This is a genomic window from Vibrio splendidus (genome assembly GCF_003345295.1).
Classification (GTDB): domain Bacteria; phylum Pseudomonadota; class Gammaproteobacteria; order Enterobacterales; family Vibrionaceae; genus Vibrio; species Vibrio splendidus_K.
Genome location: NZ_CP031056.1, coordinates 1,228,594 through 1,251,636 on the forward strand (window position 1 = coordinate 1,228,594; position 23,043 = coordinate 1,251,636).

Sequence of the window (23,043 nt, forward strand, 5' to 3'; positions counted from 1 at the left end):
ACAGCTTTTACAAAACTATGGCGATATTCATATAAAGTTCCGACTCGACAGGTGTAACTAAATGTAACAAACCCTTGAGGCTTCAATGAATCATAAACGCGTTAAGATGCGTGACCATAAAAAAGAAGTAAATCTGTTCAAAAACCGTGTAACCGTTGCGTTTTGTGGGATCTTGCTGTTCACTCTTGTCTTAGTCGGCAACCTTTACCGACTTCAAGTCGAAAATTTTAAAAGCTATCAGACTCGTGCAGATGGCAACAGAATCAAAGTATTACCTATTCCCCCGACTCGCGGGCTTATTTACGACCGTAATGGTGTGTTGCTCGCCGAGAATGAACTTGTCTTTAATCTGACGATGATTCCAGAGCAAACTGATGATGTCGATGCAATGCTTGCCAAGTTGGATAAATACATCCCGCGAGAGGCTGAGCAGATTGCTCGTTTCAAAAAGCGTTATCACAACACTCGCCGTTTCAAATCGGTCACGATATTAGAGAACCTAAGCGAAGAGGAAATTGCTAAGTTCTCAGTGCACCAGTACCAATTCCCCGGCTTATCGATTGATACCAGCTTGAAACGATTTTATCCAAATGGAGAGGTACTTACCCATGTCTTAGGATATGTCGCACACATCAATGATAGCGATCTTAAGAGACTAGAAGAAAAAGGCATCGAAGCGAATTACCAAGCCACAACAATCATAGGTAAGCTCGGTGTTGAACGTTATTACGAAGATATCCTGCACGGTACCAAAGGTTATCAAGAAGTCGAAGTAAACAGCCGTGGGCGAGTCGTCCGCACCATTGAGTATGTAGCTCCGGTAGCAGGAAAAGATATCGTTTTAAATATCGACCTCGAACTACAAAAATACGTATTCGACCAGCTTGATCACCGAACAGGCAGCGCGGTCGTTCTAGACCCGAAAGACAACAGTGTACTTGCAATGGCATCAAGCCCAAGCTACGACCCGAACCTCTTTGTCGACGGTATTTCTAGCAAGAACTATCAACGTTTATTGAATGATCCTGCTCACCCATTGGTAAACCGCACTACTCTCGGCGTTTATCCTCCGGCATCTACCATCAAACCATTTATGGCAGTCGCTGGCTTGCAAGAGCATGTCATCTCTGAGGATACGATTCGTGATGATCACGGTTCATGGCAAATTCCTGGTTCTAAGCGTAACTCTAAATCATGGCGAGACTGGAAACGCTGGGGTCACGGTCCTGTCGACGTAACTCAAGCCATTGAAGAGTCAGTGGATTCGTTCTTCTATCAAACCGCTTTTGACTTAGGCATTGACCGTATCTCAAGCTGGATGAATCGCTTTGGTTTTGGTGAGCCTACAGGTATCGATATCTATGAAGAGAGTACCGCCAATATGCCAACTCGAGAATGGAAGATGATGCGCTATCGTACCCCTTGGTATCAAGGTGACACAGTCCCTATTGGTATTGGTCAGGGTTATTGGACATCGACACCAATGCAACTGGCAAAAGCGACTTCAGTGTTGGTCAATCATGGAAAGGTGATGCCACCTCATATCCTGAGAGCAATCTTGGATCATGGTGAGGACTTTGACACACAACAACTCGTTACACCTGAACCTATGCCGTCTATCACTGAAGTCCCTGACAAAATATGGGATGTACCCATCAATGCAATGAGACTCGTAAACCACGGCAGTCGAGGTAGCGGCAGGCGCGCATTTAAGGGAACCAACTACACTAGCGGCGGAAAATCAGGTACGGCACAAGTATTTGATCTTGCGAAAGATCAGGTCTATAACTCGAAAAAGTTGGCTAAGCATTTACTCGACCATGCGCTTTACACGGCTTTCGCACCTTACGAGCACCCTGAGTATGTCGCGACGGTGGTCATTGAACACGGTAACGGCGGTTCAAAAGTCGGCGCGCCATATATCCGTAAAGTACTCGATTATGCGTTTGAGCATAAAAGTGGCCAAAACAAAGATAACTCCTAATACCAAGAAAGCCCCACTCTAGATTCATAGTATGGGGCTTTTTATTTTAGAGTTGCATTAGACGTAGACGTAGACGTAGCTAAAGACTTCGTTAGGTTACGAGCTTCTCAATATATGCCATGCTTCGCACAATGTCTGAAACTTAGCCGTATTTCCCTCGTCCCGATCTGGATGCCAGCGCAAAGCCAATTGTCGCCAGCGCTTTCTAATCTCATGGTGAGTCGCGTCCAACGGTAACTCAAACAAGTTTAACGCTCGGCTTCTATCCATATCGAGTTCATCGCCACCGACAAACTTTCTGTACCGAGTCCAGAACTCGTTCAGCAGCCTTTTGACTTCGCCCTCGTCCGCTTCATAGTTAATCCAATTAATGTAGTATTCTCGCAGTGGGTCTTGATGATCGATGCTGTGACTGCTTCCGTGATAACGACCATTCATCAATTCAATATCCATCGCTTGGACTTGTAGCCAACCATCAGGGTGTAAGGTTTCTTGAAGCTGATAAAGCGCATTCATGATGAGGAAGTTCTTTTTAAACAACTCTTTCTCAGGTGCTGGGTCTAGCACCGGCACAAACCCAAGGTCGTTAAGATGAGCCGCCAATGTGTGTACTTTCCAGCCGCTTGGCTTTTGCTTGAGCACTTCCATAATCGGCCAAAGCAATGGGTTCTCCATATGGCAATGAAAATTTGCTCTCACCTCTTGATGATTCGACATAGTGGACTCAGTTAGATTTTCTGTATTAATGGATGACTAGGGCATTGGATACAATGAGCAACCTACATCATACCCATTGGCGTATCTCTTTTAATTGAAAGCGATTTTCTGTGATTTGTCGAGCTAATGGACCAACAACTTTCAAACGCTTGGCTCAAAGGCACCCTTTCATCATGAAACTGAAAGTCATTAAGTGAGTGCAACCGCCATCAATGCAGAAGTGATCCTGAAGTACAGGTACAAAAAAGGTCAGCAATTTAGCTGACCTTTGATATCTATACCAATTTTAGCACGACATATTTCGCTAATTAGATAACGCCAAGTTCTCTTAGGCGCTCCATTAGGTACTCGTTTGCTGTGTACTTTTCTGACAGCACAACTTCCGGTTTCGGGTGAAGGAATAGAGGCAAAGAGATACGAGATTTCTCTTGGCGTTCACCTGATGGATTGATTACACGGTGAGTTGTCGATGGAAAGTAACCACCCGATGCCTCTTGAAGCATGTCACCAATGTTGATGATCATGTTGCCGAAGTCACACGGAACATCTAACCACTCGTCGTTTTGAGCTTTAACTTGAAGGCCTGGCTCGTTTGCTGCAGGAAGAACAGTCAGTAAGTTGATGTCTTCGTGTGCTGCTGCACGGATAGCGCCTGGCTCTTCATCACCTTGCATTGGTGGGTAGTGAAGAACACGAAGCAGAGTCTGCTCACTGCCGTTGATCATTTCAGACAACGCGATAGAGAACTTCTCTTGTACTTCTTTAGGAGCATGAGCTTCAACCCATCCTAGAAGCTCTTGAGCAAAAGCATTCGCACGTTGGTAGTAATCTAGAATCTGTTCTTTCAGCTGCTCGGGAATTTGGCCCCAAGGGTATACGTGAAAGTACTCTTTGATGTCTTTTACAGTGTGGCCCTTAGCAACTTCAGACACTGATGGTGGAAAATATCCATCTTGTGTTTCAACATTAAAGTGGAAGTTTTCTTTCTCTTCAGAGATGAAGAATTGGTACCAGTTTTCGTAAATAGATTCAACAAGCTCTTTCGGGATTGGATGGTTCTTAAGAACACCAAAACCAGTTTCACGTAGAGAGCGAACAAATTGTTCTGCTGCGTCGTCAGCAAGGTAATCGACAGTTTCCAGTTTCATGACTTTTCTTTCTTGTTATGTAGTGATGAAGCGATTTTAAGGATCGCTTTGTTGTAAATCAAACTTTTGTGAAACTCTCGCAACCGTTTGTCTAGATACTGGGCGATAACGCCAGTTTTCAACAAATATGGTGATTACAGCCCAATTGAACACTGTTCAATATTGTGTAACACTATTAAAAACTTCGACGAGAGATCTCGATATGACAATTACGCCACTTGCTCAAAATCGACCATTGCTTTCATTAACGACGCTTTATCTGATTGTGTTTCTATTTTCAGCGTTTGCTCCCTCTTCAAGAGCAGTGTGGATTGCCGAAATTGTTCCTGCTCTAGCGATATTAGTAGGTATCTGGTGGCTATCAACCAAGCTCACCTTTTCAAAGACGGCTTACGTTTTAATGTTCATCTGGTTGGTTCTGCATACGATTGGCGCTAAGTACACTTTCGCTGAAGTCCCCTTTGATTGGTTTAATAACCTGATTGGATCTGAGCGTAATAACTTTGACCGCGTGGCGCACTTTTCGATTGGTCTCTACGCTTACCCACTCGCCGAGTATTTGATGCGCAAGAAACTGGCTCAACCAGTACTGGCATGTTTCTTTGCCTTATTTGCGATCATGAGTGTTGCCGCAGGTTACGAAATTATCGAGTGGTGGTATGCCGAGATTGCAGGTGGTGATGAAGGTATCGCGTTCCTTGGCTCACAAGGTGATATTTGGGATGCGCAGAAAGACATGCTGTGTGATACAACGGGTGCTATTGTCTCGCTATTACTTCTGAAACTTCAAGGGCGAGTTAGAGCTCAATAGTTCGTGGATAGCCCGCTCAACTTCTTGCTTATAAGCTAATAAGTCGATTTAAATGCCACGACACAGAAACTGTGTCGTGGCATTTGTTCTTTTCTACTTCATAGTCACCTTGCCACCCACAAACTTGTAGGCTGGCGTACCTCGAACCAAGGTATCTCGCGCGAATTCAATCCCACATTCAGGGCATACACATGGCTCTTTAGTGAAATCTTCAACAATACGTTCCTTAAAACACTTCACGAGGGCACCTTTGCCACCTTTCCGATACTTAAAAAGTTGCGTTTTGCATTTCGCACAGAAAATCTGAACCGTTTTGGTTGGTTGTTTCTTGTTTGGTTTAGCCATAGAAGTTAATGATTGAACTCTTTATTTCTTAAGTTTAGGTGCGACAAGAACCAAGCTTATCCCGAGTAAAATAACGGTCGATGAGATAATAAATTGCATGGTGACCGGCTCGGAGAGTAACAAGACGCCACCGAGTGTCGCGATAACCGGCACAGAGAGCTGTGCAATGGATGCGACCACTGTATTAAGCTTTTTCACCACGTAATACCACAAACTATAACCCACACCAGAAGCCGCCGAGCCCGATATAACCGCGTAAATCAAACCTTGCTCAGTGATAGAGGCTTGAGGCATTGCATTAGGTATTACAACTAGAAGGCTTAAACCTGCAAGGATAACTAGCGAGCTAAATCCAAAGTTAGCGGTCGTCGATTGCAGTGCGTTTAAAGATTTCTTTCCTGCCAATGTGTAAATACCCCACCCAACTCCGGCCAGAGACATCAAGACGATAGAAACTAAGTCTGGTGCCTGTGTCGATTCAGTTGGCATTAACAAGTAAACAAGCCCTGCTACAGATAACAAACATCCTCCCCACTCAAGTAATGACATTCTGTTTCCAGAGAACAAGTGCGCGGCAATCATCGTAAATTGTACTGCGACAAACAACACCAGCGCACCAAGACCTGCGCCAAGCTTTAAGTAAGCGAATGAGAAACCAAACATATACACAAGCAGTGACAATATTGATGTGAATTGAAACTGTGACTTTAGCTTTATATATACCGATGTGCTGTTGTTTGCTAGTTCTTGCTTAGATTTTGATTGGGAAGATAAAGTGAATAAAATCAGAAGTGTAAGCGCACCAGACAAGATGCGCACGATCGAAAAGCTCAAAGGATCAATCGTTTGATCCATTAAAGCCCAGCGACACAAAACTGAATTAGCAGCAAAGGCCACCAGCGTAATAAATGTAACTATCACAGTTTGCATCGTGTTGTCCTAATTGAGTTTTCTCTGATTTTAGTCAACGTCAGGTTTTACCTAGACTTGGCTATGGGTTTTACTATACCACCTAAAAAATTGTCTCATATATTTAAGTAGGGAGAATGTTTTGAGTAACAGAACTAGTCCCGTGTAGTGGTCAACAAATTCCGGACACTGACTTAAGCCGATTTTCGGCATTTACTGGCGACAGCCCATCATTTGCTTGGTGAGGCCGTTGCCGATTATAGTAACTCATCAGGTAATGGCTGATGTCTTTCTTAGCTTGAGCTTGTGTCAGGTAACCTGTTGCTGGTATCCACTCGGTTTTCAAGCTTCTAAATAGCCGCTCCATGGGAGCGTTGTCCCAACAATTACCACGACGACTCATGCTTTGAGTTATACGATATCGCCAAAGTCTTTGGCGATATTTACGGCTGCTATATTGGCAGCCTTGATCTGAATGGAACATCACGTTCTTCGGACATCCTCGTTGCTCCCAGGCCATCTCCAAAGCTTTAGATACTAATTCGGTATCGGGCTTATCGGATAAAGACCACCCCACAACGCGTCGGCTAAATAGATCAAGCACTACCGCTAAATAGGTCCACTTCGAACCTGACCAAATATAAGTAATATCGCCACACCAAACACGATTCGGAGTACTGACAGAAAACTCACGCTTCAGTAGATTTGGAATATCTAGCCTTTCTGCTTTTGCATGTCTATATCGATGCGAACCTGGCTGTTTACTCATTAAATCAGCTTCACGCATTATCTGGCGAACCTTGAATCGTCCGGCTTTTATGCCTTTTTCGCTCAGCATTGAGACAAGAGTACGACTGCCAGCAGAGCCTCGACTCATGTTGAAGAGTTCTTTAATTTGGCTAGCTAGACGAATGCGACTGGCATCCGGCTTGCGTTGCTTAAACTCGTAGTAACAAGACGAAGCTACGTTGAACAGTTCGCAAAGCATTTTGACCGATTCGTGCTCCCTCAACTTGTCTATTAACGAGAACGTTCGAGTTCGTCCGACATTAAGAGAGCGGTGGCTTTTTTTAATATGGATTTTTCTCGTTCTAGCCGGTTAATCCGGGCTTCTAACTCTTGGATTTTCTTTTGCTCAGGCGTGAGGGCTTTAGTCGTTGGAGTCATCCCTCCTCGCTCAACTTTGAGTTGGTCGACCCATCGCCGTAAAGCCGTTTCACCTACGCCCATAGAGTTAGCGGCTTCAGGTATGGAGTACCCTTGATCAAGAATCAAACTTGCAGCATCTATTTTGAACTCAGTAGAAAATGTACGTCGTTGTCGTTTTGTCATTGAACACCTCATTTATGGTGGAGACTTTACCACCTAATTTGGTGTCCGGGATCATTAGACCACTACACCGAACCAGTGAGATTTAATCGGTTTAGTTTTAAAACCGTAAGTTAGAGTGGTTAACAATTTCTTTAAGGGTTACCAGTATCTCTTCAGAGCTGCTCTTATCAATGGGAGTTTTATTACGTAATACAAGTTTATGTAACAAAGACTCTGTTACACATTGAACCTGTGGGGATTCAAACGCTCTTAATTTATGAAAACCATTAATTGTTCTATACAGTGAGCGCAACCCATTGAAGACATGCTCCTCAGGTGTACCTTCTGTAGATGTTATTACAAAAGCAGAGTTACTTATGTCTTCTCCCATATCAGAACAAGAATGGTAAATCTGACATTGCAGGTCACTACAATTGTTCACAAACGCTATATAATCTTGATGTTCACCCTCTTCAATATAACTGATAGCACTGTTAGCTATATTCGTGATGCTTACGGTGAAGTCAAAGTGTCCTGGATCAATAGGCGTGTAGTCTCCGCTTTTAGCGTTCGGAAAAAGCTCAAAATGGACCTTTCTGGCATTTATAGAATTTAGTGGGTCATATAGATCACTTACGTACTTTTCAAACTCTTCAATGTGTTTGTAGTAATTAGTAAATGAGTTCTGCGATCTTGCTAATTCAATCTGTTCTTTTGTTTGTACTGACCTGTGATTCAAAGCAATAAAACCAACGATAGGTATGATTGAAGTTAGGACTGCAAAAGGCACTGAAAAAGCTTTGACAAAGAAGTTGAACCCTTCGTAGTCAAACTGCCATTTAAGATCTGAGTTATAGCCAATAACACCAAACAATATAACGCTGAGTAATAGTAGTCCTCCAAAAGCCCACCTAAATTCAGCAAGCTCTGTCAGTGCCTTATCATGGTTCTTAGTCATAGGTTAGTTACTTAACCCTAGTGAGTGGGCTTTGTGCGGCATACCACCTAATGCATTGCTGAGCCAACACCCGAAGAAGCTCTGATAATTCATTATATTGCTCTTCAGGGATCTCTTTACCGGATGGCCTATAGTTCGATTTAGCGTGAGCAATGCTGTTTCTGGTGGCAGTTATTGAGTCTGCTATTAGACTTAGAGCATCTGGAACGCCCTTTTGTCTCGCAGTAACTACTTTTTTCTTGATATGGCTAGGTATTTTATCTTCTAAATCACTCATGTAACCACAAGTCTGGACTGTTAATTTAATGGAGTCAGCATCTTTCTGATAAGAATGGTCTTTAAATAGGTTCTGTAACTCTTTAATGAAGTTTGCATCAGGATTCATTGCCCTATTACTAGATAGAGCTTTTCTAGCCTCATCAGTTATTTTAGATCTCACAACAGTCTCAGACACGAACTCTAGAACCTTTGAATAGAACAAGATAGAGACCTCATCATCATCGCAGCACATAGCCTTGTTATAAAGCTCGATTACCTGCTCTGTATCATCACACATAATCAACCCTCTCTTGTAAGTAGTTGAATCGATGTAAGGCTCATCTAAAACGTAATCATCAAGTTCATAAGGCTTATTAGGACTAGATTCAAGAGAGATATTTGAGACAGTGTTGACTTCAAATATGAATGACTTGTATATCTTCCTGCATCGTTCCAAAGTCAGGTTGTCCCCTCTGATAACTACGAAACTATCGTGTCCTACTGGCTCTTTATGGCCTTTCTTTTCTAGTAGACAACTAAAATGAAATGAACCTTCTGAAGAGAAGTAGACTTGTACACCTTCAGCTATAGCTTCAAGAGTTAGAAGATGGAAGTAATCTATTTGCTCTTGACCAGAAGCAAATACCCTATGTAGATATAGCGTTGGACTAAAGTATTCTACATAGTCTATCAATTGAGCAATCTCTAGATCTGTCTCTAATAGAATAAGATCCTTTTGTAAGATAGACATGCATTCACCAAACTCATGAACTGCATGACTGTAGACCTCGACCTGCTCATCTGGGTCAATGACAAACGCGACTGACTTGGCGTCAATTCCATCATGATCCAAGACACTTTCCTTTAATTCACTTATTTCGAGCTCGATTTCGAAGCCCTTAATAGTATTTTGGAGGCTAATTATTGAATCTATAAACTGGTCTTTGAAAGTTTCGTCAGTGTAGACTACTAGCATTTCATCAAGGGCTTGGCCCATAGTCATTACCTATCTAATTGATAAGTAACTAGTATCACTTTTCTTTATATAAAAGAAAAGCCCCAAGATCTCTCAAGGGGCTTACTATCAACTAATCAATAACTGGAAGAAATTTTATTATTTCCACCTTTTGTCGCATTTCTTAATATGTTTAACAAGCTGATCAATCGCTTCTGGTGTATTAACTGGTTTCTTGAACTTGGAAGCTTTCATAATCTCTTGTACAAATAAACCTTGAGAGTCCATGCTTGTTTTGTTATCAGTTTCCTCTTTTTCCAAGAAGTGTAGAAGCAAGTTATAGTCATCTACTAGCTTGTCATGATTGCTTTCTAAGATTTTAACCATTTGAATAAGCTCGGCTTTCTTTAATTTCTCTAAGCTCATTGGTAGAGTTCCTTAAATTGCTCCTTAATTACCCAGTCAGGGTTGAACCAGTGATCTGTAGGGCGGATAGGTTCTGCTACTTGCCACTTCATATGAGCGTTGTTCCTCTTATTAACAATGTCATAGCTATTGCCAAGATGTCTCCATGCCAAATGTTCAGCATTCCTTTCAGCTATCCATACTTCGGCTTTAACTTTGCGCTCTTGCATCTTTGAGCTTTCTATAGATTGCTGTTCTTGGGTTTTAGATTGACGTAAGGACTCAGTAACCAACCTTTGTTTGCGGTCATCTTCTTCTTTCTGAGCCTTGTCTGTTATCTCTTTGAGGTGTGCAGCTTCTAGTGCTTTCTTACCAGCGTCTTCTTGGGCTAGTTCTGCTTTACGTTGTGCTAGTTCAGCTATCTTGTTTCATGGTGAAAGGAACTTCATCAGTTTGGGTAAAGAGACTGATATTTACATTGATGTTGATAATTGCTTCAGTGAGTTTCCAAATGACCCAACTAACCCTTCTCCTTCTGTTCCCGTTACATACGTTGCGGAAACTAAAAGAGACCCATGAGTGATGTAATAGCTGATATTGAGACAAGATTTAAAGGTGAACCAAAGAAGAACATTAAGCCTCTTGATCGTCATCTGTGGAATTTAAGGAATGGATGGAATGATAGATTCTTAGCTAATGCCTTTCAGCACATTAGTAAAGATGATGATGTGATAGTTGATACTAATACAGGTGAAGTGCTGGAGTTCTTATAGGGACTCTGCCCTACTCGGGCATTGTGGTTACTAGCAGTATTTAGAGTAAGCAAGAGGATTAACAACATAGTCCTTCTGTTGTTAACCCCCTCTGGCATTAATCGTTCAATCTTAACCCTTTACTAACCAAGTAAAGGAATAAATGGAATGACTGCTAATAAGACAGTCACCGTACTACCCCCCAAAGCAATAACTTTTACAAGGTTAGACACGGCTTCCAATGAACGAGGGTCTAGCTTACAGTTTATTTTTATTTCCATTAAAGTTCTCCTGATAACGAGTTAAATAGCTACATATTTCTATCAACATTTTTATATCGATGTAGCCCACAAATAAATTTCCTTAATAAAACTCAAATGTGTTCAGGAGATAGCCAATTTTTTAACTAGGGTGCTACCTTCAAGTTAACTGTTAATCTTCTGGTAAACTTATTTCCTTTGAAAACAAGCGTATATTAGCATACGCTTAACATTAATCAATAAAACAACCCACATAACAGGCCATTTTTCAGTCACTTAGTGGAATGGAGACTGATTGAGGCTGGGTAAGCCTCTATGATTCCGCCATATATGACGGTGCAGTACGACACCAGTGGCGGTTTAAATAACTTAACATAAACATAAGTTATAGGCGCATTCGCTTACGTGCCTAGAATGGCACTACAGCTTTGCACCAAAGACACAGACCTTCCCTTTTTCAGTGTAATTTCAGTGGCGGATTTGACTAGCCTTGGTCAAGTAATACAACAGTGTAGTCATCTTCATTACAAATCTTAGTTGCCCTAGTTGCCCCCTTGTAAAATGGATTGCCACCGTCCTGTATTAGCTCGATAGACTTAATTTCACTCCGAGGCGTTATGTAGTGATCTAATGATCCCGGACACCAAATTAGGTGGTAAAGTCTCCACCATAAATGAGGTGTTCAATGACAAAACGACAACGACGTACATTTTCTACTGAGTTCAAAATAGATGCTGCAAGTTTGGTTCTTGATCAAGGGCACTCCATACCTGAAGCAGCTAACTCTATGGTCGTAGGTGAAACGGCTTTACGGCGGTGGGTCGACCAACTCAAAGTTGAGCGAGGTGGGATGACTCCAACGACCAAAGCCCTCACTCCTGAGCAAAAGAAAATCCAAGAGTTAGAAACCCGGATTAACCGGCTAGAACGAGAAAAATCCATATTAAAAAAGGCCACAGCTCTCTTAATGTCGGACGAACTCGAACGTTCTCGTTAATAGACGAGTTGAGGGAGCATGAATCGGTCAAAATGCTTTGCGAACTGTTCAACGTAGCTTCATCTTGTTACTACGAGTTTAAGCAACGCAAGCCGGATGCCAGTCGCATTCGTCTAGCTAGCCAAATTAAAGAACTCTTCAACATGAGTCGAGGCTCTGCTGGCAGTCGTACTCTTGTCTCGATGCTGAGCGAAGAAGGCATAAAGGCCGGACGATTCAAGGTTCGCCAGATAATGCGTGAAGGTGATTTAATGAGTAAACAGCCAGGTCCGCATCGATATAGACATGCAAAATATAGATTCTCCCATCTATCAATGTAACAACTGATACACCGTAATCAGTGATACGCCATAACTGAGTCATAGCTGTCTTTATATTAGCCCTTGAAAGCCTGTCCAAGCTTTACACAAGCAAGTAACAAGGTGTACTAACCTTTCCTTCTTCAAGGCCTGATATAAACTGACCTAACCCAGCATCTTCTTCAGTGTTCCTTTGATGGTATGCACTGATCCCTAAATCTTCAAAGTTCTGACGACTCAGCTCTAAGTAGTTCTCTTTACAATACTTTGTTACCTTGGCTGCCTGCCTCTCAATAGAAGTACCATCTGACTGCTGCTTGCTACTGAAACGCTTATAACTATACGTTATCATTCGATTTCTCCGGATGGTCTGGGCGAACCCAAACTTGGCTAAAGTCGAACCAGCCTAATGCATTACATTTTGCGTTCTGCAACGTACCACATTGATCTTTGTTAACGCCCAACCAACAGTGGAACATCGGAATTAACTGATTGCTTTGCACCAGTTGCTTACCGAGTTGCCTTGCTGGGAATTGGTCGAATTCGCCTGAACGCCAACGATCAATCATGTGACACCATTGGTCGAAGTCTCCAGCTGGGCTAGATTCATCAAGAAAACTGTAGTCCATTAACCAGCCGGCCAATGCATCGTCTCTGTTGTTAGCGATACCCATTGGATTAATCCAAATATCAACATTATCGGCGTGTGGAGGATCGGTTTCGTAACCGATAAGCTCAACATCGACATTATATTGCTTCAACATGGTGACAATCGCTTTGGCAAGTGTTGGGAACATCGGGTGTTGGCATTGGTACGCCAATTTTATGGTTGGTTTCGCATTTGCTGGTGGACAGACTGGCGTGTTTAACTTTATGTCATACCAACCAGGTTTTATCCCATAGGCGTGTAGAACGCCCAAATCGATGACGGTCTCTTTTGGGATATGAACAAACAGATCAGCGGCATTCAATGCGTTAGACAAAAACTCCGCCCATGCGGGATCTTGTGCGATGCCCTTCTTTCTATTCAACAGTAAATACGTACAACCGGGATCAAGCTCTACTTCATCACTATCACCACGGTCGGCCATTACAGGTTTCGAAAGACTTGGGTAAACCATAGAAGAATACGCCTCATCAACCACCCAAACCTCAACGCGATCAATCAACGGCCTGAAACCAAAGTATCCGTTGAAAGCCGTTAATACCAGTTGCTTCTCATCGTTCTTCTCAATGCGATACGGGCCCGTACCAATTGGTCGAATATCGTAGTCTTCGCCACGTAAAATCATCGGTAAAGTGACCTTAGCGACCGATTCCGTGAGCGCGAGTGGGAAATACTTATCTGGGCGCGTTAAGAAGACATCGACCACGCAATTTGCGGGTGAAGAGACATCTTTAATATGCGAGAACAAATTGAGTGGTTCGAGCGCAAGAAGCGTGTCGACAACATGGTTCGTTAATAGAGGCTCCCCGTTATGAAAACGGACACCCGGCCTTAAGAAGAATCGCCATTGATAGTCGCTGATTTTTTGCCATGAATGAGCAAGATCGGGCTGTAACTGATCATTTTCATCCAATCGCGTTAACCCACTGAAGACTTGGCAGGCAATATGCTGCTCTGAACGTCGCATCGATTTTGTCGGGTTAAGCATAGAGAGCGGTCGGTAATAAGGCAAACGAATGACCTGCTCACCTTCTTGATATTGCACACCCAAATAGTTTTGAATAACCTGAGTAAGCTTGGCAGCATTGTGGTCAAGCACTGACAGCGCCTGACCAATTTTACCTTCCTGTAAGTACCGCCTCGCTAAGTTTTCACTGACATCGCAACGATTCTGCTTAAAGATAAGTTGAGATAACTTACCTCGGCCAGCCGCCGGTAGCCACTCTACCCAGCCTTGTTCTTCAAGTTTGTTGAGTACCATTCTTGCATTACGACGGGTACAACAGAGTACATCTGTTATGTCATCGAGCTGAACATCAGAATCTTTACCATCGAAGTATTCAAACAGGGTTTCAAATTGAACGCGAAGTCTTGGGCTGCTCATAAAGAGGAAAACTTATTCAAAGGACATTGAATTCAGTTTCCCTATTTTAAGACGTAAAATCAATCTTACTGACGTGTTTTTATTGCGAATTATTGGGTATGACGTCCCAAGATGTTATTCAAACAGAATGGCTAAGTACTTTTGCAGCATACGGTTACATCACATCGCAGCCGATTTCATTGGCGATGTCACGAAGCTGTTGTTCATTATCTAATTTAATTGACCACTTGCACTCAGAGCCATTCGCCGAAATGACATTTGCCCCTTTTCCAATTAATTGAATCGCATCAACTTGCGCTTGCAGCGTGACTCTATGTTCCCCATCTAAACGAACAACCAGCTCATGTGCGGTTGCGATAACTTTTCCACTTTTAAACGTTATGACCATCGGTTTCTCTAGCTACTTCTTTTAAATACAAATTACTATTTTCTAAATAGAACACAGTTAACTGCTGCCTACTCTATTATCGCTTATGTTTTTTCACCGCAATCGTTAATCGACTCGTACAAACTAAGCGTTGGCGCTCGTCAGTGATATTGATTTGCCATACTTGGGTAGAGACACCCAGGTGAATAGGTTCAGCCGTACCGATAACATGGCCTTCACGCATTGATCTTACGTGATTCGCGTTGATATCTAATCCAACGCAATAGTAGCCTTCTGGTACGCAGAAATTAGCCGCCAATGAGCCAAGCGTTTCAGCTAGCACAACCGATGCGCCGCCATGAAGCATGCCTAGTGGTTGGTGCGTAAAATGACAAACCGGCATGGTTGCCACTAAGGAATTATCGTTTACTTCTGTGTAAACAATGTTGAGGTGCTCAATTAAGGTGTTTTTTGAGGTCGCGTTGAAGGTATCTAGGTCAACGGGCTTTTTCCAAATACTCATATGGGTTCCTTAATTATTGACTTTATTAGTGCGTGAATCGCTTTATTATTAAGTGAATAGCTTCATTATCGTTAATAGTGATCTTAACGATAACAATGTTTTTAAATACAATACTTATCTTACAGCTCTTAGTTATTACGCAAGTTGATGTTAACATGCATAAAAACCGAATACACAGAGGATATTGTATGACGTCATGGATGAAGTTTGCCTCGCTTCTCACACTTGCAGGCCTAACCGCATGTAGCGCTTCCCCGACAGGAAGAAACCAATTACTGCTTTTTTCTGATCAAGACATGTCTCAACTTGGGGCGCAATCTTTTGAACAAATGAAGAAAGAACAGCCAATAAGTAAAGACGCGAAAACGAACGCTTATGTACAGTGCGTTGCAAATAGCATTACTCAACATATTCCAAAACAGGGCTTTAGTGAATGGGAAGTTGTTGTTTTTGATAGCGACCAGGTGAATGCCTTTGCTTTGCCGGGTGGCAAAATTGGCGTGTACACAGGGTTACTTAAGGTAGCGGTCAATCAAGACCAACTCGCAACGGTTATCGGACATGAAGTGGCGCACGTTCTCGCTGACCACAGCAACGAACGTCTCTCTCAGTCTCAAATCGCTAATACTGGTTTATCCATTACCAGTGTTGCGTTAGGAGCATCAGAATACAAACAGTACCAAGGCATGACAATGGCTGCCCTAGGTTTAGGTGTTCAATACGGGGTTATTCTACCGTATGGCCGAACTCAGGAATCAGAAGCCGATGTTGTTGGTTTAGAATATATGGCTCAGGCAGGGTTCGATCCTAAACAGAGCGTCGACTTGTGGCAAAACATGGCGAAAGCATCAGGTGGTAGCCAACCGCCAGAATTGCTGTCTACGCACCCTTCCCACAGTACGCGTATCAAAGATCTACAGGCGACGATAAAAACGTTACCTAGTTCGGGTTCACTAAGACCAAATTGCAAAGCGTAATCTAACATTCGTTTAGACGCTAAACTTCGAATACAAAAATGCCCTATCCGTATTGGTTAGGGCATTTTTTTGTTTTTGATTCTTGTTAAGTACCAAGAATTTGCAATGGTAGGCTTAATAGCTGATCACCCGTAGATGCAAAATACCAGATAACACCGATCAAACTACTCACTAGACCCACATACCAAACAAACGACACGACTTGACCGTATTTGTCTAATGGCAACAAGTGACTGTGGTGACGCCCTTTCCATTCGAATAGTATTTCCACACTGCCCATAATCAATAAGAAACCAAACAAGGTTAAGTTCAGCTGGTAACTCAATACGACGCCAGCAACCGCTGCTGCAACACAAAGTACAATGCCAAGCACGCTGTTCATCGAAAAGCTGATACTTTTCAGCACATGTCCGCCATCGAGAGGCAAAATCGGCAATAGATTAAACAAGTTTAATAATGCGTTAAATACTGCAAGCCCGGCGAAGAACATTTCGCCAGTCGCCCAGTACAACACCATAAATATCAACGACAGTATCAAGCCAAACAATGGTCCCATGATCGAGATAACCACATCTTGCCAGCGCGTATTGATCTTTTCGTCGGATAACGCCAAACCACCAAGGAATGGTATCAAATAGATGCCTTTGGTCTTCATTCCAAAGTATTTCATAGCTCTAATGTGCCCATATTCATGGAACATTAAACAAGCGATCAAGGCTAAAGCGAACTGAATTGAAAATAGCCACGAATAAGCGGCTAAACTCGCAGAGGCAAGTACCACCTTGATTAACTTGGCACTCTTGAGGGCTTTCATTCCCAGCGAAACTAACCCGATTAAGCTAAAACGCTTCTCTGGTTTTGGTGCGACAACCGGTGTTTGTTGCTCGATATCTTTGGTGTTTCGATTGCCTTCGGTAACGGTTTGGCCATTCACGGTCGCTTTATAGGTCATCTCAAACGGTTGCCACTGAACGGACGCCTCAACGTGACACTGCAACGTTTCTTCGCCTGCGCGCAGAGTAAATGCATGAGTTCGAGCGTCATCTTGATCTGTGGTTGCGTCTAATTGGGACACCAAAGTATTGTCCCAATACAACTGTTGCCACCCTGCCATTGACCCCTCTAAACGAAGTGGTTTTCCAAGAAACTCTATCGCGAGTAATTCCAAACTTTAATTCCAATTTAATGACTATCAATATGAATCGATATTATGCCGATTTAGCGATTAACGGTAAACATAAACAAAGTTGTTACATATTGAGCAGTTGAACACTATTTATACCAACACCTAACATAAACATTCTGGTCACACCTCCAACCACGCATAAATCATTGATTGTAATTATATTATCAGTGTTAGAGTGCCGTCCCTTTAAAATATTACTTCACAAAATGACAACTCATTCTTTGACTTTATATTAAACATGAATTTAACATGCCATTTACATTGGAGCTTAAACACCAACAACGCTCAGTGTGTTTTCAACAATAAGAATGAGATTTGATGCCCTAGGAGGGTCAAGGATGAAAACAATACAACGCTCTCTCGTTTCACTTTCTGTGCTATTTGCATGTAATTCACTTGCGGCTGGTTTCCAAGTTGCTGAGCACTCTGCCTCAGGTCTTGGTCGCGCATTTTCAGGTGAAGGTGCTGTAGCTGATAACGCGAGTGTACTAGCGAGAAACCCCGCCGCAATGACCCTATTTGATACAGCCCAATTTTCAGGCGCGGTTTCTATCGTTGATCCAGAGGTGGATATTACTCAAAACAATGTTCCAGGTTCAGGCGGACAGAGCCAAGTATCCAAAGACGTAGCGCCACTGCAAGTCGTTCCTGCTGCTTACTACATCAGCCCAATCAACGATAAATGGGCTTGGGGTATCGGTATGTTCTCTAACTATGGAGTTGCTACCGATTACCCAGATGATATTTATGCGGGTGATCTTGCTGGTGATACTTCACTTATATCAGTAAACGTAAACCCTAATGTCGCTTATCGTATTAATGATCAATTTAGTGTCGGTGCGGGTGCAAATCTCGTTTACGCAGAAGCTGAACTTAATCGTCACCAAGGCTCTATCTCTAACATTACTGGTGACTCTGCCTCTACAAAACTGATCAGCATGACAGGTGAAACATTTGCATTTGGTTGGAACGTAGGCGCGTTATATGAACTGAATGAAAACAACCGATTCTCTATCGCTTATCGTTCAGAGGTAGACCTCGACTTTGATGATGGTGACTTTACTGATTACACGGGCAGCATCGTGCAAGGTAGTGCTACGACAACAACAGGCCGTCTAAAAATCACGTTGCCTTCAATTATTGAAATTTCAGCTTTCCACCAATTGACTGACCAATGGGCAATTCACTACGGCTGGCAACAAACTGGATGGAGTAGCTTTAAAGAGCTTAAAGCGACGAGTTCAGATTGCGCAAATGGCGAGTGTTTTAAAAAGACCGAAGACTACGACGACAATAACCGTTACTCACTGGGTGCAACTTACCAGTTAAACCAAGAATGGACCTTAAGAGCTGGTTTAGCTTATGACGAGCAAGCCGGTGAAGCGACATTGAGTATTCCAGATAGCGACCGTTTCTGGTACAGCGCAGGTTTGACTTATCAGTACAGCCCTAACCTTTCAATCGATGCTGGTTTCGCTCTTGTTCAAAGTAAAGAAGGTGATTTCACTGAAACCAATGAACTGGGTCAGGAACTTGAATTCTCTGGTGATGCAGTCGCTTACCTATCTGCAATTCAAATGAACTACACCTTCAACTAAACGGAATTAAAACATGAAAAAGTTATTTAATGTTTCGCTGCTCGCTTCAGCAATGTTTCTTGCTGGTTGTGGTGATGACTCTTCGAGTTCAGGTGCTTCAACAGCGATTCAATATGAGCAATACATTCAAGATTCACTCGCACAAGCGACGAGCATCAAGTTTCAATTAACGGGTGCTGATATTGCTGTTCCTCTTCCTAGTTTCGCGTTGATGGATGCTACCGACGGTACACTTGGCTTGCCGACCGGTGGTGATGACTCATTAACCAACCCTATTGCAGCAATGAACACAATGGATGGTTGGTCAACTTCGATGCCAATCATCATGAACTTTGAAGGTACTGGTTTAGCTGATGGTGTCGCAACTGGTGGTGTTTACCTGTTAAAGCTTAGTGGCTCACTCACTTCTGAAACTGCACCAACTGTTACTGGCGTATTGGCACAAGGAACTCATTTTAATGTTCTATCTAGCGCCTCAACTGACACATTCACCATTGTATTCAACGAATCTCTTGATGCGTCAAGCGAATACGTATTGGCGCTGTCGAATGAACTAACCGATACCAACGGTGACCCAGTTGGTATGTCACCAAGTTATGCAGCCCTGAAATCAAGTGTAGTAACCTATACCGAAGGTAGCCTTGCTCAAGCGCAACAAGTCACTCAAGGCGTTGAAAAGATCTTCGCCGGAGCTACTGCAGCTGGTGCAATTAATCTTGATACTGAGAACATCATTTACTCGACTTGGTTTACTACTGAATCCGTTGGTGATTCTCTTTTCGCAACAAAGGCTGCAACCGCAACAGGATTAGCAACTGCAAATCTCAATGGTGTCTGGAAAGGCAGTGCAAACCCTAATTCGGTTGACCTAAAAACCGCTTACACTATGTCGTTTCTTCCTGCAGTAACATTTAAAACAGCATTAGCAAATGACACTGATTTTGACAAATACATTGGTGGTGGTGACGCGACGAAGATTGCTAAAGCCAAATTTGCAATCGGCGCGATGTACGATGCATCAAGCGCTGATGTCAATGTAAGCCAAGGGTCAGTTAAGTTACCTTATTACCTTGAGACAAGCAGCAGCAAATGGAATTCTCAGCCATTTGAATCTGCTATGCCTAGCCTAGCTAAGGTTTCAAGTGCCCTAAGTAATAGTGCAGAAAAGGCGAACATGGCAGCTCAGCTTATTGCTGCTGGTATTGATGCAAGTATATTAGCGACAAGTCAAACAGAGCAGCTGAAACTCATTGGGTTAAACTTGACTCTCAAAGATGGTTCAGCACTTGATAGCGAAAGAGTCATCACCAAATACTCTCCTGTCCCTCAAGTTAAATCATTGGAAGACGTCGAATTATTACTGTTTACGCCAAATGGTTCTGATCCGACGAATGTAGTGATCTACCAACACGGCATCACTTCGGCTAAAGAGAACGCTTATGCTTTCGCTTACAACCTTGCAAAAGCAGGTGTGGCTGTATTGGCGATTGACTTACCGATCCACGGTACACGCAGTTTAGATGATACTCGTTCGGCAAACGCTGACGTGTTAGCTTATCTGAACTTAGCGAACTTACCCGTCGCTCGCGATAACGTACGTCAAAGTGCACTTGATGTGTTGGGCTTGCGCGCAGCTTTAGCTGTATCATTAAAAGCTGGGGCACTCACAACGTCTCCATTGAAGGCATTTAATCTAGCTACTGGCTCACAAGTGAAGTTCTTAGGCCACTCACTCGGCGGTATTGTTGGAACGACTGCAGTTGCAGCCTCTAGCCGTACTCTCGGTAGTGTCGCAGCTAATTCGCTTTACTCATTCAGTGCAGCAGCCTTTGAAAACTCAGGCGGTCAGATATCGAACCTTCTATTAGGTTCTACAGAGTTTGGCCCTCAAGTTAAGCACAGCGTGGCATTGAGCGCTTCAACTGAGTACGCAGGTTTTGCAACCGCGAACTGTGGAAGCCTCTCTAGCAAACAGTGTTACACAACGTTTGAAGCAAACGCGACCGTTGCGCAGAAAGCAACCATGACAGCCGCTTTTCAACAGTTCGCTTACGCTGCACAAACCGTGTTGGATACTGTTGATCCGTTTACCAATGCTGCTTATCTAGTTGCTTCTGGCTCACCTGTTCTGCCTATTTATATGGGACAAGTACAAGGTGATGATACAGTACCAAACACAGTCGCAAACGCTCCGTTCGCGGGAACCACACCGTTAGCAACGAAGCTGAAACTAAAAGTCGTTGATTCGAGTAATACGAGCCCAGACGGAGCGAAGGATTTTGTTAAGTTCAGTGATGTTGCTGCGCACAGTACGTTTGTAATACCGCAAGATAAGACGACACCGACACCTTTGGACGCAGGTCATCATGTAAGCATGCAGACACAAGCTGTAGACTTCTTAATAGACAACGCGTTAACTTCAGGATCTATTACTGGTTCCTTCCTGGAATAATAAATAGAGCAACTCAACAAATGCCAGCCTAACCGCTGGCATTTTTGTATCTGTCGTTCGAACAATTCCCCTAGTTAACCGTTTGCATAGAACCTTAAAACACAAATGGTTGATCTCAGCTAAAATTAATCAAGACAGAATACCGTACGACCTCTTTCTTTATTGTAAATAAAGTGGATAATAGCCCCGTAATTTAATACCTAATAAATGTGAGTCCATTATGTCTTCTGAAGCTACGATGCTAGAACGCTGCCAATCTAAATGTGAACTATGTGGTTCTGATTCTTCTCTTACTGCATACGCAGTACCGCCACACAGCCACGTAACAGTGGATCACGGCATCATGGTATGTGACAAATGCCTGGGTGAGATTGACGATCCAAAAGATATCAACCACTGGCGTTGCCTAAGCGACAGCATGTGGAGCCAAGAAGCGCCAGTTCAAGTAATGGCGTGGCGTCAACTTACTCGTCTGAACTCTGAAAGCTGGGCTCAAGACGCGCTAGACATGATGTACCTTGAAGAAGAAACATCAGTTTGGGCACAAATCGGCATGTCTGCTGATGACAAGCCTCTTGATGTGAACGGCGTTGAACTTAAAAAAGGTGACGACGTAACAGTAATCAAAGACCTGCCAATCAAAGGTACTAACCAAGTGATTAAGCAAGGTACTGTTATCCGTGGCATCAGCGTTGGTGACGATCCTAAGCTTGTTTCTGGTAAAACAAACGGCGGTCAATCAATGTACGTAATCGCTGAGTTCTGCCGTAAGAAGTAATTCTTCTTTTCGCTGAACAAAATCTAAAAAGGCGCTAATGAATAATTAGCGCCTTTTTAATATCTCAAATTTTCACGACTTAAAACTATCAATAAGTTGCTCGCGGTACTCTTTAATAACCGACACCAAAGAACCTTTGATACCACTGATTTGTTTCGAGTGCGGACACCACAACGCGAATCCAAATTTGAATCCTTCCACCATTTGCGCAGAGTGAATGGGCTCGATTGAATGTTTTGAAAATTCAGAGTCGGTAAAAAATGCCTTAGGAAGAAGTGCCCATCCAAAACCCTCTTCAAGCATTTTGATCACTAACGAAAGCTGATCGATTTCCTCATAGTCAGAGCTAACAATAATCTTCTCAGACATCCCTTCATCAATCAGAGACTTCAATACGAACTGTTTAGAACTCCTTAGTGCGACTAATACTTCATCTTTGTCTATATGTGAGAGCGCTCCCCCTTTTTGTCCGAATGGGTAGAACTCAAAATGCCCAAGGAAAGTAGAATCAAAACTATGCATCGCCCGGCTATTGTGAGCATTCACCAGTCCAAAGTGATATTCCCCACTTTGTATTCCTTGTTTAATTTCGTTCTTATTCCTAACCAGAAAGTTCACTCGCATCATTGGGAAATCGTGCTTAAGTCGTTTACGTATATCCACCAAAACACGTTGTGGAACGAAACTAGAATACGCGATTGTTATTTTCTCTAACCCACCATAAGAAAGGCTCAACGCTACTTTGTCAAAAGTACGAGCTTGCTCAATCGTCTGTTTTGCGTAGTGATAAAGGAGGTGCCCGTCCTCCGTTGGTTCAACAGAGCGGCCAACTCTTTCAAAAAGATGCACAGCAAGATGATCTTCCAAATTTGTAATAACCTGGCCGACGGTCGTTCTGTGCTTGTTGAGTTTTACTGCTGCTTTGCTGAATGACCGTTGTTCATAAACGGTCACAAACGCGAGAAGTTGTTCAATACTAAAGTTCATTTTGATGTGCTTACT

At 42.9% G+C, this 23,043-nt stretch carries 21 protein-coding genes and 1 pseudogene; 8 read left to right on the plus strand and 14 right to left on the minus strand.

All coding sequences use genetic code 11. The features are described from left to right. Nucleotides 1-85 precede the first annotated feature (85 nt). Complete coding sequence (gene mrdA, locus DUN60_RS21135) at nt 86-1,984, plus strand: penicillin-binding protein 2 (RefSeq protein WP_114635351.1); 1,899 nt, start codon at nt 86-88, stop codon at nt 1,982-1,984. A 96-nt stretch (nt 1,985-2,080) separates the two neighbouring features. Here mrdA and DUN60_RS21140 read toward each other — a convergent pair whose 3' ends face one another. Together DUN60_RS21140 and DUN60_RS21145 are read right to left on the minus strand one after the other, a co-directional pair. Then, nucleotides 2,081-2,701, minus strand: coding sequence for a DNA-J related domain-containing protein (locus tag DUN60_RS21140; RefSeq protein ID WP_065206102.1), 621 nt, complete (start codon nt 2,699-2,701; stop codon nt 2,081-2,083). A gap of 308 nt (nt 2,702-3,009) precedes the next feature. Continuing rightward, nucleotides 3,010-3,849 carry an isopenicillin N synthase family dioxygenase gene (locus DUN60_RS21145; RefSeq protein ID WP_004730947.1) on the minus strand — a complete coding sequence of 280 codons (840 nt, stop codon included), beginning with the start codon at nt 3,847-3,849 and terminating at the stop codon, nt 3,010-3,012. 202 nt (nt 3,850-4,051) lie between these two features. On the opposite strand from DUN60_RS21145, the gene DUN60_RS21150 reads away from it, so the two are divergent. Continuing rightward, a complete protein-coding gene (locus DUN60_RS21150) occupies nt 4,052-4,660 on the plus strand; it encodes a DUF2238 domain-containing protein (RefSeq protein WP_114635352.1) in 609 nt (202 codons plus the stop codon). A 93-nt stretch (nt 4,661-4,753) separates the two neighbouring features. Here the strand turns inward: DUN60_RS21150 and DUN60_RS21155 are convergent, their stop codons facing one another. From DUN60_RS21155 to DUN60_RS21180, 6 genes are all read right to left on the minus strand, one after another. Continuing rightward, nucleotides 4,754-5,005, minus strand: a complete 252-nt coding sequence (locus tag DUN60_RS21155; protein ID WP_017082269.1) for a hypothetical protein — start codon at nt 5,003-5,005, stop codon at nt 4,754-4,756. Nucleotides 5,006-5,026: 21 nt separating this feature from the next. Continuing rightward, nucleotides 5,027-5,935 (minus strand): DMT family transporter, encoded by a 909-nt coding sequence (locus DUN60_RS21160; protein WP_114635353.1) that lies wholly within the window; start codon nt 5,933-5,935, stop codon nt 5,027-5,029. 151 nt (nt 5,936-6,086) lie between these two features. Continuing rightward, a protein-coding gene (locus DUN60_RS21165) for an IS3 family transposase (RefSeq protein WP_114633672.1) occupies nt 6,087-7,246 on the minus strand; the annotation gives its coding sequence in 2 pieces (ribosomal slippage) (nt 6,087-6,979 and nt 6,979-7,246; 1,161 coding nt in all). 97 nt (nt 7,247-7,343) lie between these two features. Next, a complete protein-coding gene (locus tag DUN60_RS21170) occupies nt 7,344-8,183 on the minus strand; it encodes a hypothetical protein (RefSeq protein WP_114635354.1) in 840 nt (279 codons plus the stop codon). A gap of 7 nt (nt 8,184-8,190) precedes the next feature. After that, complete coding sequence (locus DUN60_RS21175) at nt 8,191-9,438, minus strand: hypothetical protein (protein ID WP_114635355.1); 1,248 nt, start codon at nt 9,436-9,438, stop codon at nt 8,191-8,193. A 117-nt stretch (nt 9,439-9,555) separates the two neighbouring features. Further along, nucleotides 9,556-9,822: a hypothetical protein gene (locus DUN60_RS21180; protein WP_114635356.1), complete on the minus strand. Its 267-nt coding sequence runs from the start codon at nt 9,820-9,822 to the stop codon at nt 9,556-9,558. Between the two features lie 554 nt (nt 9,823-10,376). On the opposite strand from DUN60_RS21180, the gene DUN60_RS21190 reads away from it, so the two are divergent. Further along, complete coding sequence (locus tag DUN60_RS21190) at nt 10,377-10,574, plus strand: hypothetical protein (protein ID WP_114635358.1); 198 nt, start codon at nt 10,377-10,379, stop codon at nt 10,572-10,574. 924 nt (nt 10,575-11,498) lie between these two features. Next, nucleotides 11,499-12,103 (plus strand): annotated as a pseudogene (locus DUN60_RS24810) (transposase); the annotation flags it as partial. Between the two features lie 109 nt (nt 12,104-12,212). Here the strand turns inward: DUN60_RS24810 and DUN60_RS24815 are convergent. The 4 genes from DUN60_RS24815 to DUN60_RS21220 all read right to left on the minus strand — a co-directional run bounded on the left by DUN60_RS24815 (nt 12,213) and on the right by DUN60_RS21220 (nt 15,050). Further along, a complete protein-coding gene (locus DUN60_RS24815) occupies nt 12,213-12,461 on the minus strand; it encodes a recombinase family protein (RefSeq protein WP_244212225.1) in 249 nt (82 codons plus the stop codon). Next, nucleotides 12,448-14,160: an SgrR family transcriptional regulator gene (locus DUN60_RS21210; protein ID WP_114635361.1), complete on the minus strand. Its 1,713-nt coding sequence runs from the start codon at nt 14,158-14,160 to the stop codon at nt 12,448-12,450. The genes DUN60_RS24815 and DUN60_RS21210 overlap by 14 nt, the downstream gene beginning before the upstream one ends. 154 nt (nt 14,161-14,314) lie before the next feature. Further along, complete coding sequence (locus tag DUN60_RS21215; RefSeq protein ID WP_004730938.1) at nt 14,315-14,548, minus strand: DUF3389 domain-containing protein; 234 nt, start codon at nt 14,546-14,548, stop codon at nt 14,315-14,317. Nucleotides 14,549-14,624: 76 nt separating this feature from the next. Further along, complete coding sequence (locus tag DUN60_RS21220) at nt 14,625-15,050, minus strand: hotdog fold thioesterase (protein ID WP_004730936.1); 426 nt, start codon at nt 15,048-15,050, stop codon at nt 14,625-14,627. A gap of 188 nt (nt 15,051-15,238) precedes the next feature. Here DUN60_RS21220 and DUN60_RS21225 point away from each other — a divergent pair, with 188 nt between their 5' ends. Further along, nucleotides 15,239-16,027, plus strand: coding sequence for a M48 family metallopeptidase (locus DUN60_RS21225; protein ID WP_065206097.1), 789 nt, complete (start codon nt 15,239-15,241; stop codon nt 16,025-16,027). Between the two features lie 85 nt (nt 16,028-16,112). Here DUN60_RS21225 and DUN60_RS21230 read toward each other — a convergent pair whose 3' ends face one another. Next, entirely contained in the window at nt 16,113-17,195 is a 1,083-nt protein-coding gene (locus tag DUN60_RS21230; protein ID WP_114635362.1) for a site-2 protease family protein, read from the minus strand. 356 nt (nt 17,196-17,551) lie between these two features. Here DUN60_RS21230 and DUN60_RS21235 point away from each other — a divergent pair, with 356 nt between their 5' ends. The 3 genes from DUN60_RS21235 to DUN60_RS21245 all read left to right on the plus strand — a co-directional run bounded on the left by DUN60_RS21235 (nt 17,552) and on the right by DUN60_RS21245 (nt 22,041). Further along, nucleotides 17,552-18,811 carry an outer membrane protein transport protein gene (locus DUN60_RS21235; RefSeq protein WP_048608352.1) on the plus strand — a complete coding sequence of 420 codons (1,260 nt, stop codon included), beginning with the start codon at nt 17,552-17,554 and terminating at the stop codon, nt 18,809-18,811. A gap of 13 nt (nt 18,812-18,824) precedes the next feature. After that, nucleotides 18,825-21,263 carry a VolA/Pla-1 family phospholipase gene (locus tag DUN60_RS21240; RefSeq protein ID WP_114635363.1) on the plus strand — a complete coding sequence of 813 codons (2,439 nt, stop codon included), beginning with the start codon at nt 18,825-18,827 and terminating at the stop codon, nt 21,261-21,263. 220 nt (nt 21,264-21,483) lie between these two features. Beyond that, the gene (locus DUN60_RS21245; RefSeq protein WP_004730927.1) at nt 21,484-22,041 is read left to right on the plus strand and encodes a PhnA domain-containing protein; all 558 of its coding nucleotides are present in this window, start codon (nt 21,484-21,486) and stop codon (nt 22,039-22,041) included. Nucleotides 22,042-22,113: 72 nt separating this feature from the next. Here DUN60_RS21245 and DUN60_RS21250 read toward each other — a convergent pair whose 3' ends face one another. Next, nucleotides 22,114-23,028 (minus strand): LysR family transcriptional regulator, encoded by a 915-nt coding sequence (locus DUN60_RS21250; protein WP_114635364.1) that lies wholly within the window; start codon nt 23,026-23,028, stop codon nt 22,114-22,116. Nucleotides 23,029-23,043 lie beyond the last annotated feature (15 nt).

Excerpts from the sequence above, each read along its gene's own strand:
- DUN60_RS21160 (WP_114635353.1), bottom strand. The coding sequence starts at position 5,935 with ATGCAAACTGTGATAGTTACATTTATTACGCTGGTGGCCTTTGCTGCT.
- DUN60_RS21225 (WP_065206097.1), top strand. The coding sequence starts at position 15,239 with ATGACGTCATGGATGAAGTTTGCCTCGCTTCTCACACTTGCAGGCCTA.
- DUN60_RS21180 (WP_114635356.1), bottom strand. The coding sequence starts at position 9,822 with ATGAGCTTAGAGAAATTAAAGAAAGCCGAGCTTATTCAAATGGTTAAA.
- DUN60_RS21170 (WP_114635354.1), bottom strand. The coding sequence starts at position 8,183 with ATGACTAAGAACCATGATAAGGCACTGACAGAGCTTGCTGAATTTAGG.
- mrdA (WP_114635351.1), top strand. The coding sequence starts at position 86 with ATGAATCATAAACGCGTTAAGATGCGTGACCATAAAAAAGAAGTAAAT.
- DUN60_RS21235 (WP_048608352.1), top strand. The coding sequence starts at position 17,552 with ATGAAAACAATACAACGCTCTCTCGTTTCACTTTCTGTGCTATTTGCA.
- DUN60_RS21150 (WP_114635352.1), top strand. The coding sequence starts at position 4,052 with ATGACAATTACGCCACTTGCTCAAAATCGACCATTGCTTTCATTAACG.
- DUN60_RS21145 (WP_004730947.1), bottom strand. The coding sequence starts at position 3,849 with ATGAAACTGGAAACTGTCGATTACCTTGCTGACGACGCAGCAGAACAA.
- DUN60_RS21175 (WP_114635355.1), bottom strand. The coding sequence starts at position 9,438 with ATGGGCCAAGCCCTTGATGAAATGCTAGTAGTCTACACTGACGAAACT.
- DUN60_RS21140 (WP_065206102.1), bottom strand. The coding sequence starts at position 2,701 with ATGTCGAATCATCAAGAGGTGAGAGCAAATTTTCATTGCCATATGGAG.
- DUN60_RS21220 (WP_004730936.1), bottom strand. The coding sequence starts at position 15,050 with ATGAGTATTTGGAAAAAGCCCGTTGACCTAGATACCTTCAACGCGACC.
- DUN60_RS21155 (WP_017082269.1), bottom strand. The coding sequence starts at position 5,005 with ATGGCTAAACCAAACAAGAAACAACCAACCAAAACGGTTCAGATTTTC.
- DUN60_RS21215 (WP_004730938.1), bottom strand. The coding sequence starts at position 14,548 with ATGGTCATAACGTTTAAAAGTGGAAAAGTTATCGCAACCGCACATGAG.
- DUN60_RS21250 (WP_114635364.1), bottom strand. The coding sequence starts at position 23,028 with ATGAACTTTAGTATTGAACAACTTCTCGCGTTTGTGACCGTTTATGAA.
- DUN60_RS21210 (WP_114635361.1), bottom strand. The coding sequence starts at position 14,160 with ATGAGCAGCCCAAGACTTCGCGTTCAATTTGAAACCCTGTTTGAATAC.
- DUN60_RS21245 (WP_004730927.1), top strand. The coding sequence starts at position 21,484 with ATGTCTTCTGAAGCTACGATGCTAGAACGCTGCCAATCTAAATGTGAA.
- DUN60_RS21190 (WP_114635358.1), top strand. The coding sequence starts at position 10,377 with ATGAGTGATGTAATAGCTGATATTGAGACAAGATTTAAAGGTGAACCA.
- DUN60_RS24815 (WP_244212225.1), bottom strand. The coding sequence starts at position 12,461 with ATGATAACGTATAGTTATAAGCGTTTCAGTAGCAAGCAGCAGTCAGAT.
- DUN60_RS21240 (WP_114635363.1), top strand. The coding sequence starts at position 18,825 with ATGAAAAAGTTATTTAATGTTTCGCTGCTCGCTTCAGCAATGTTTCTT.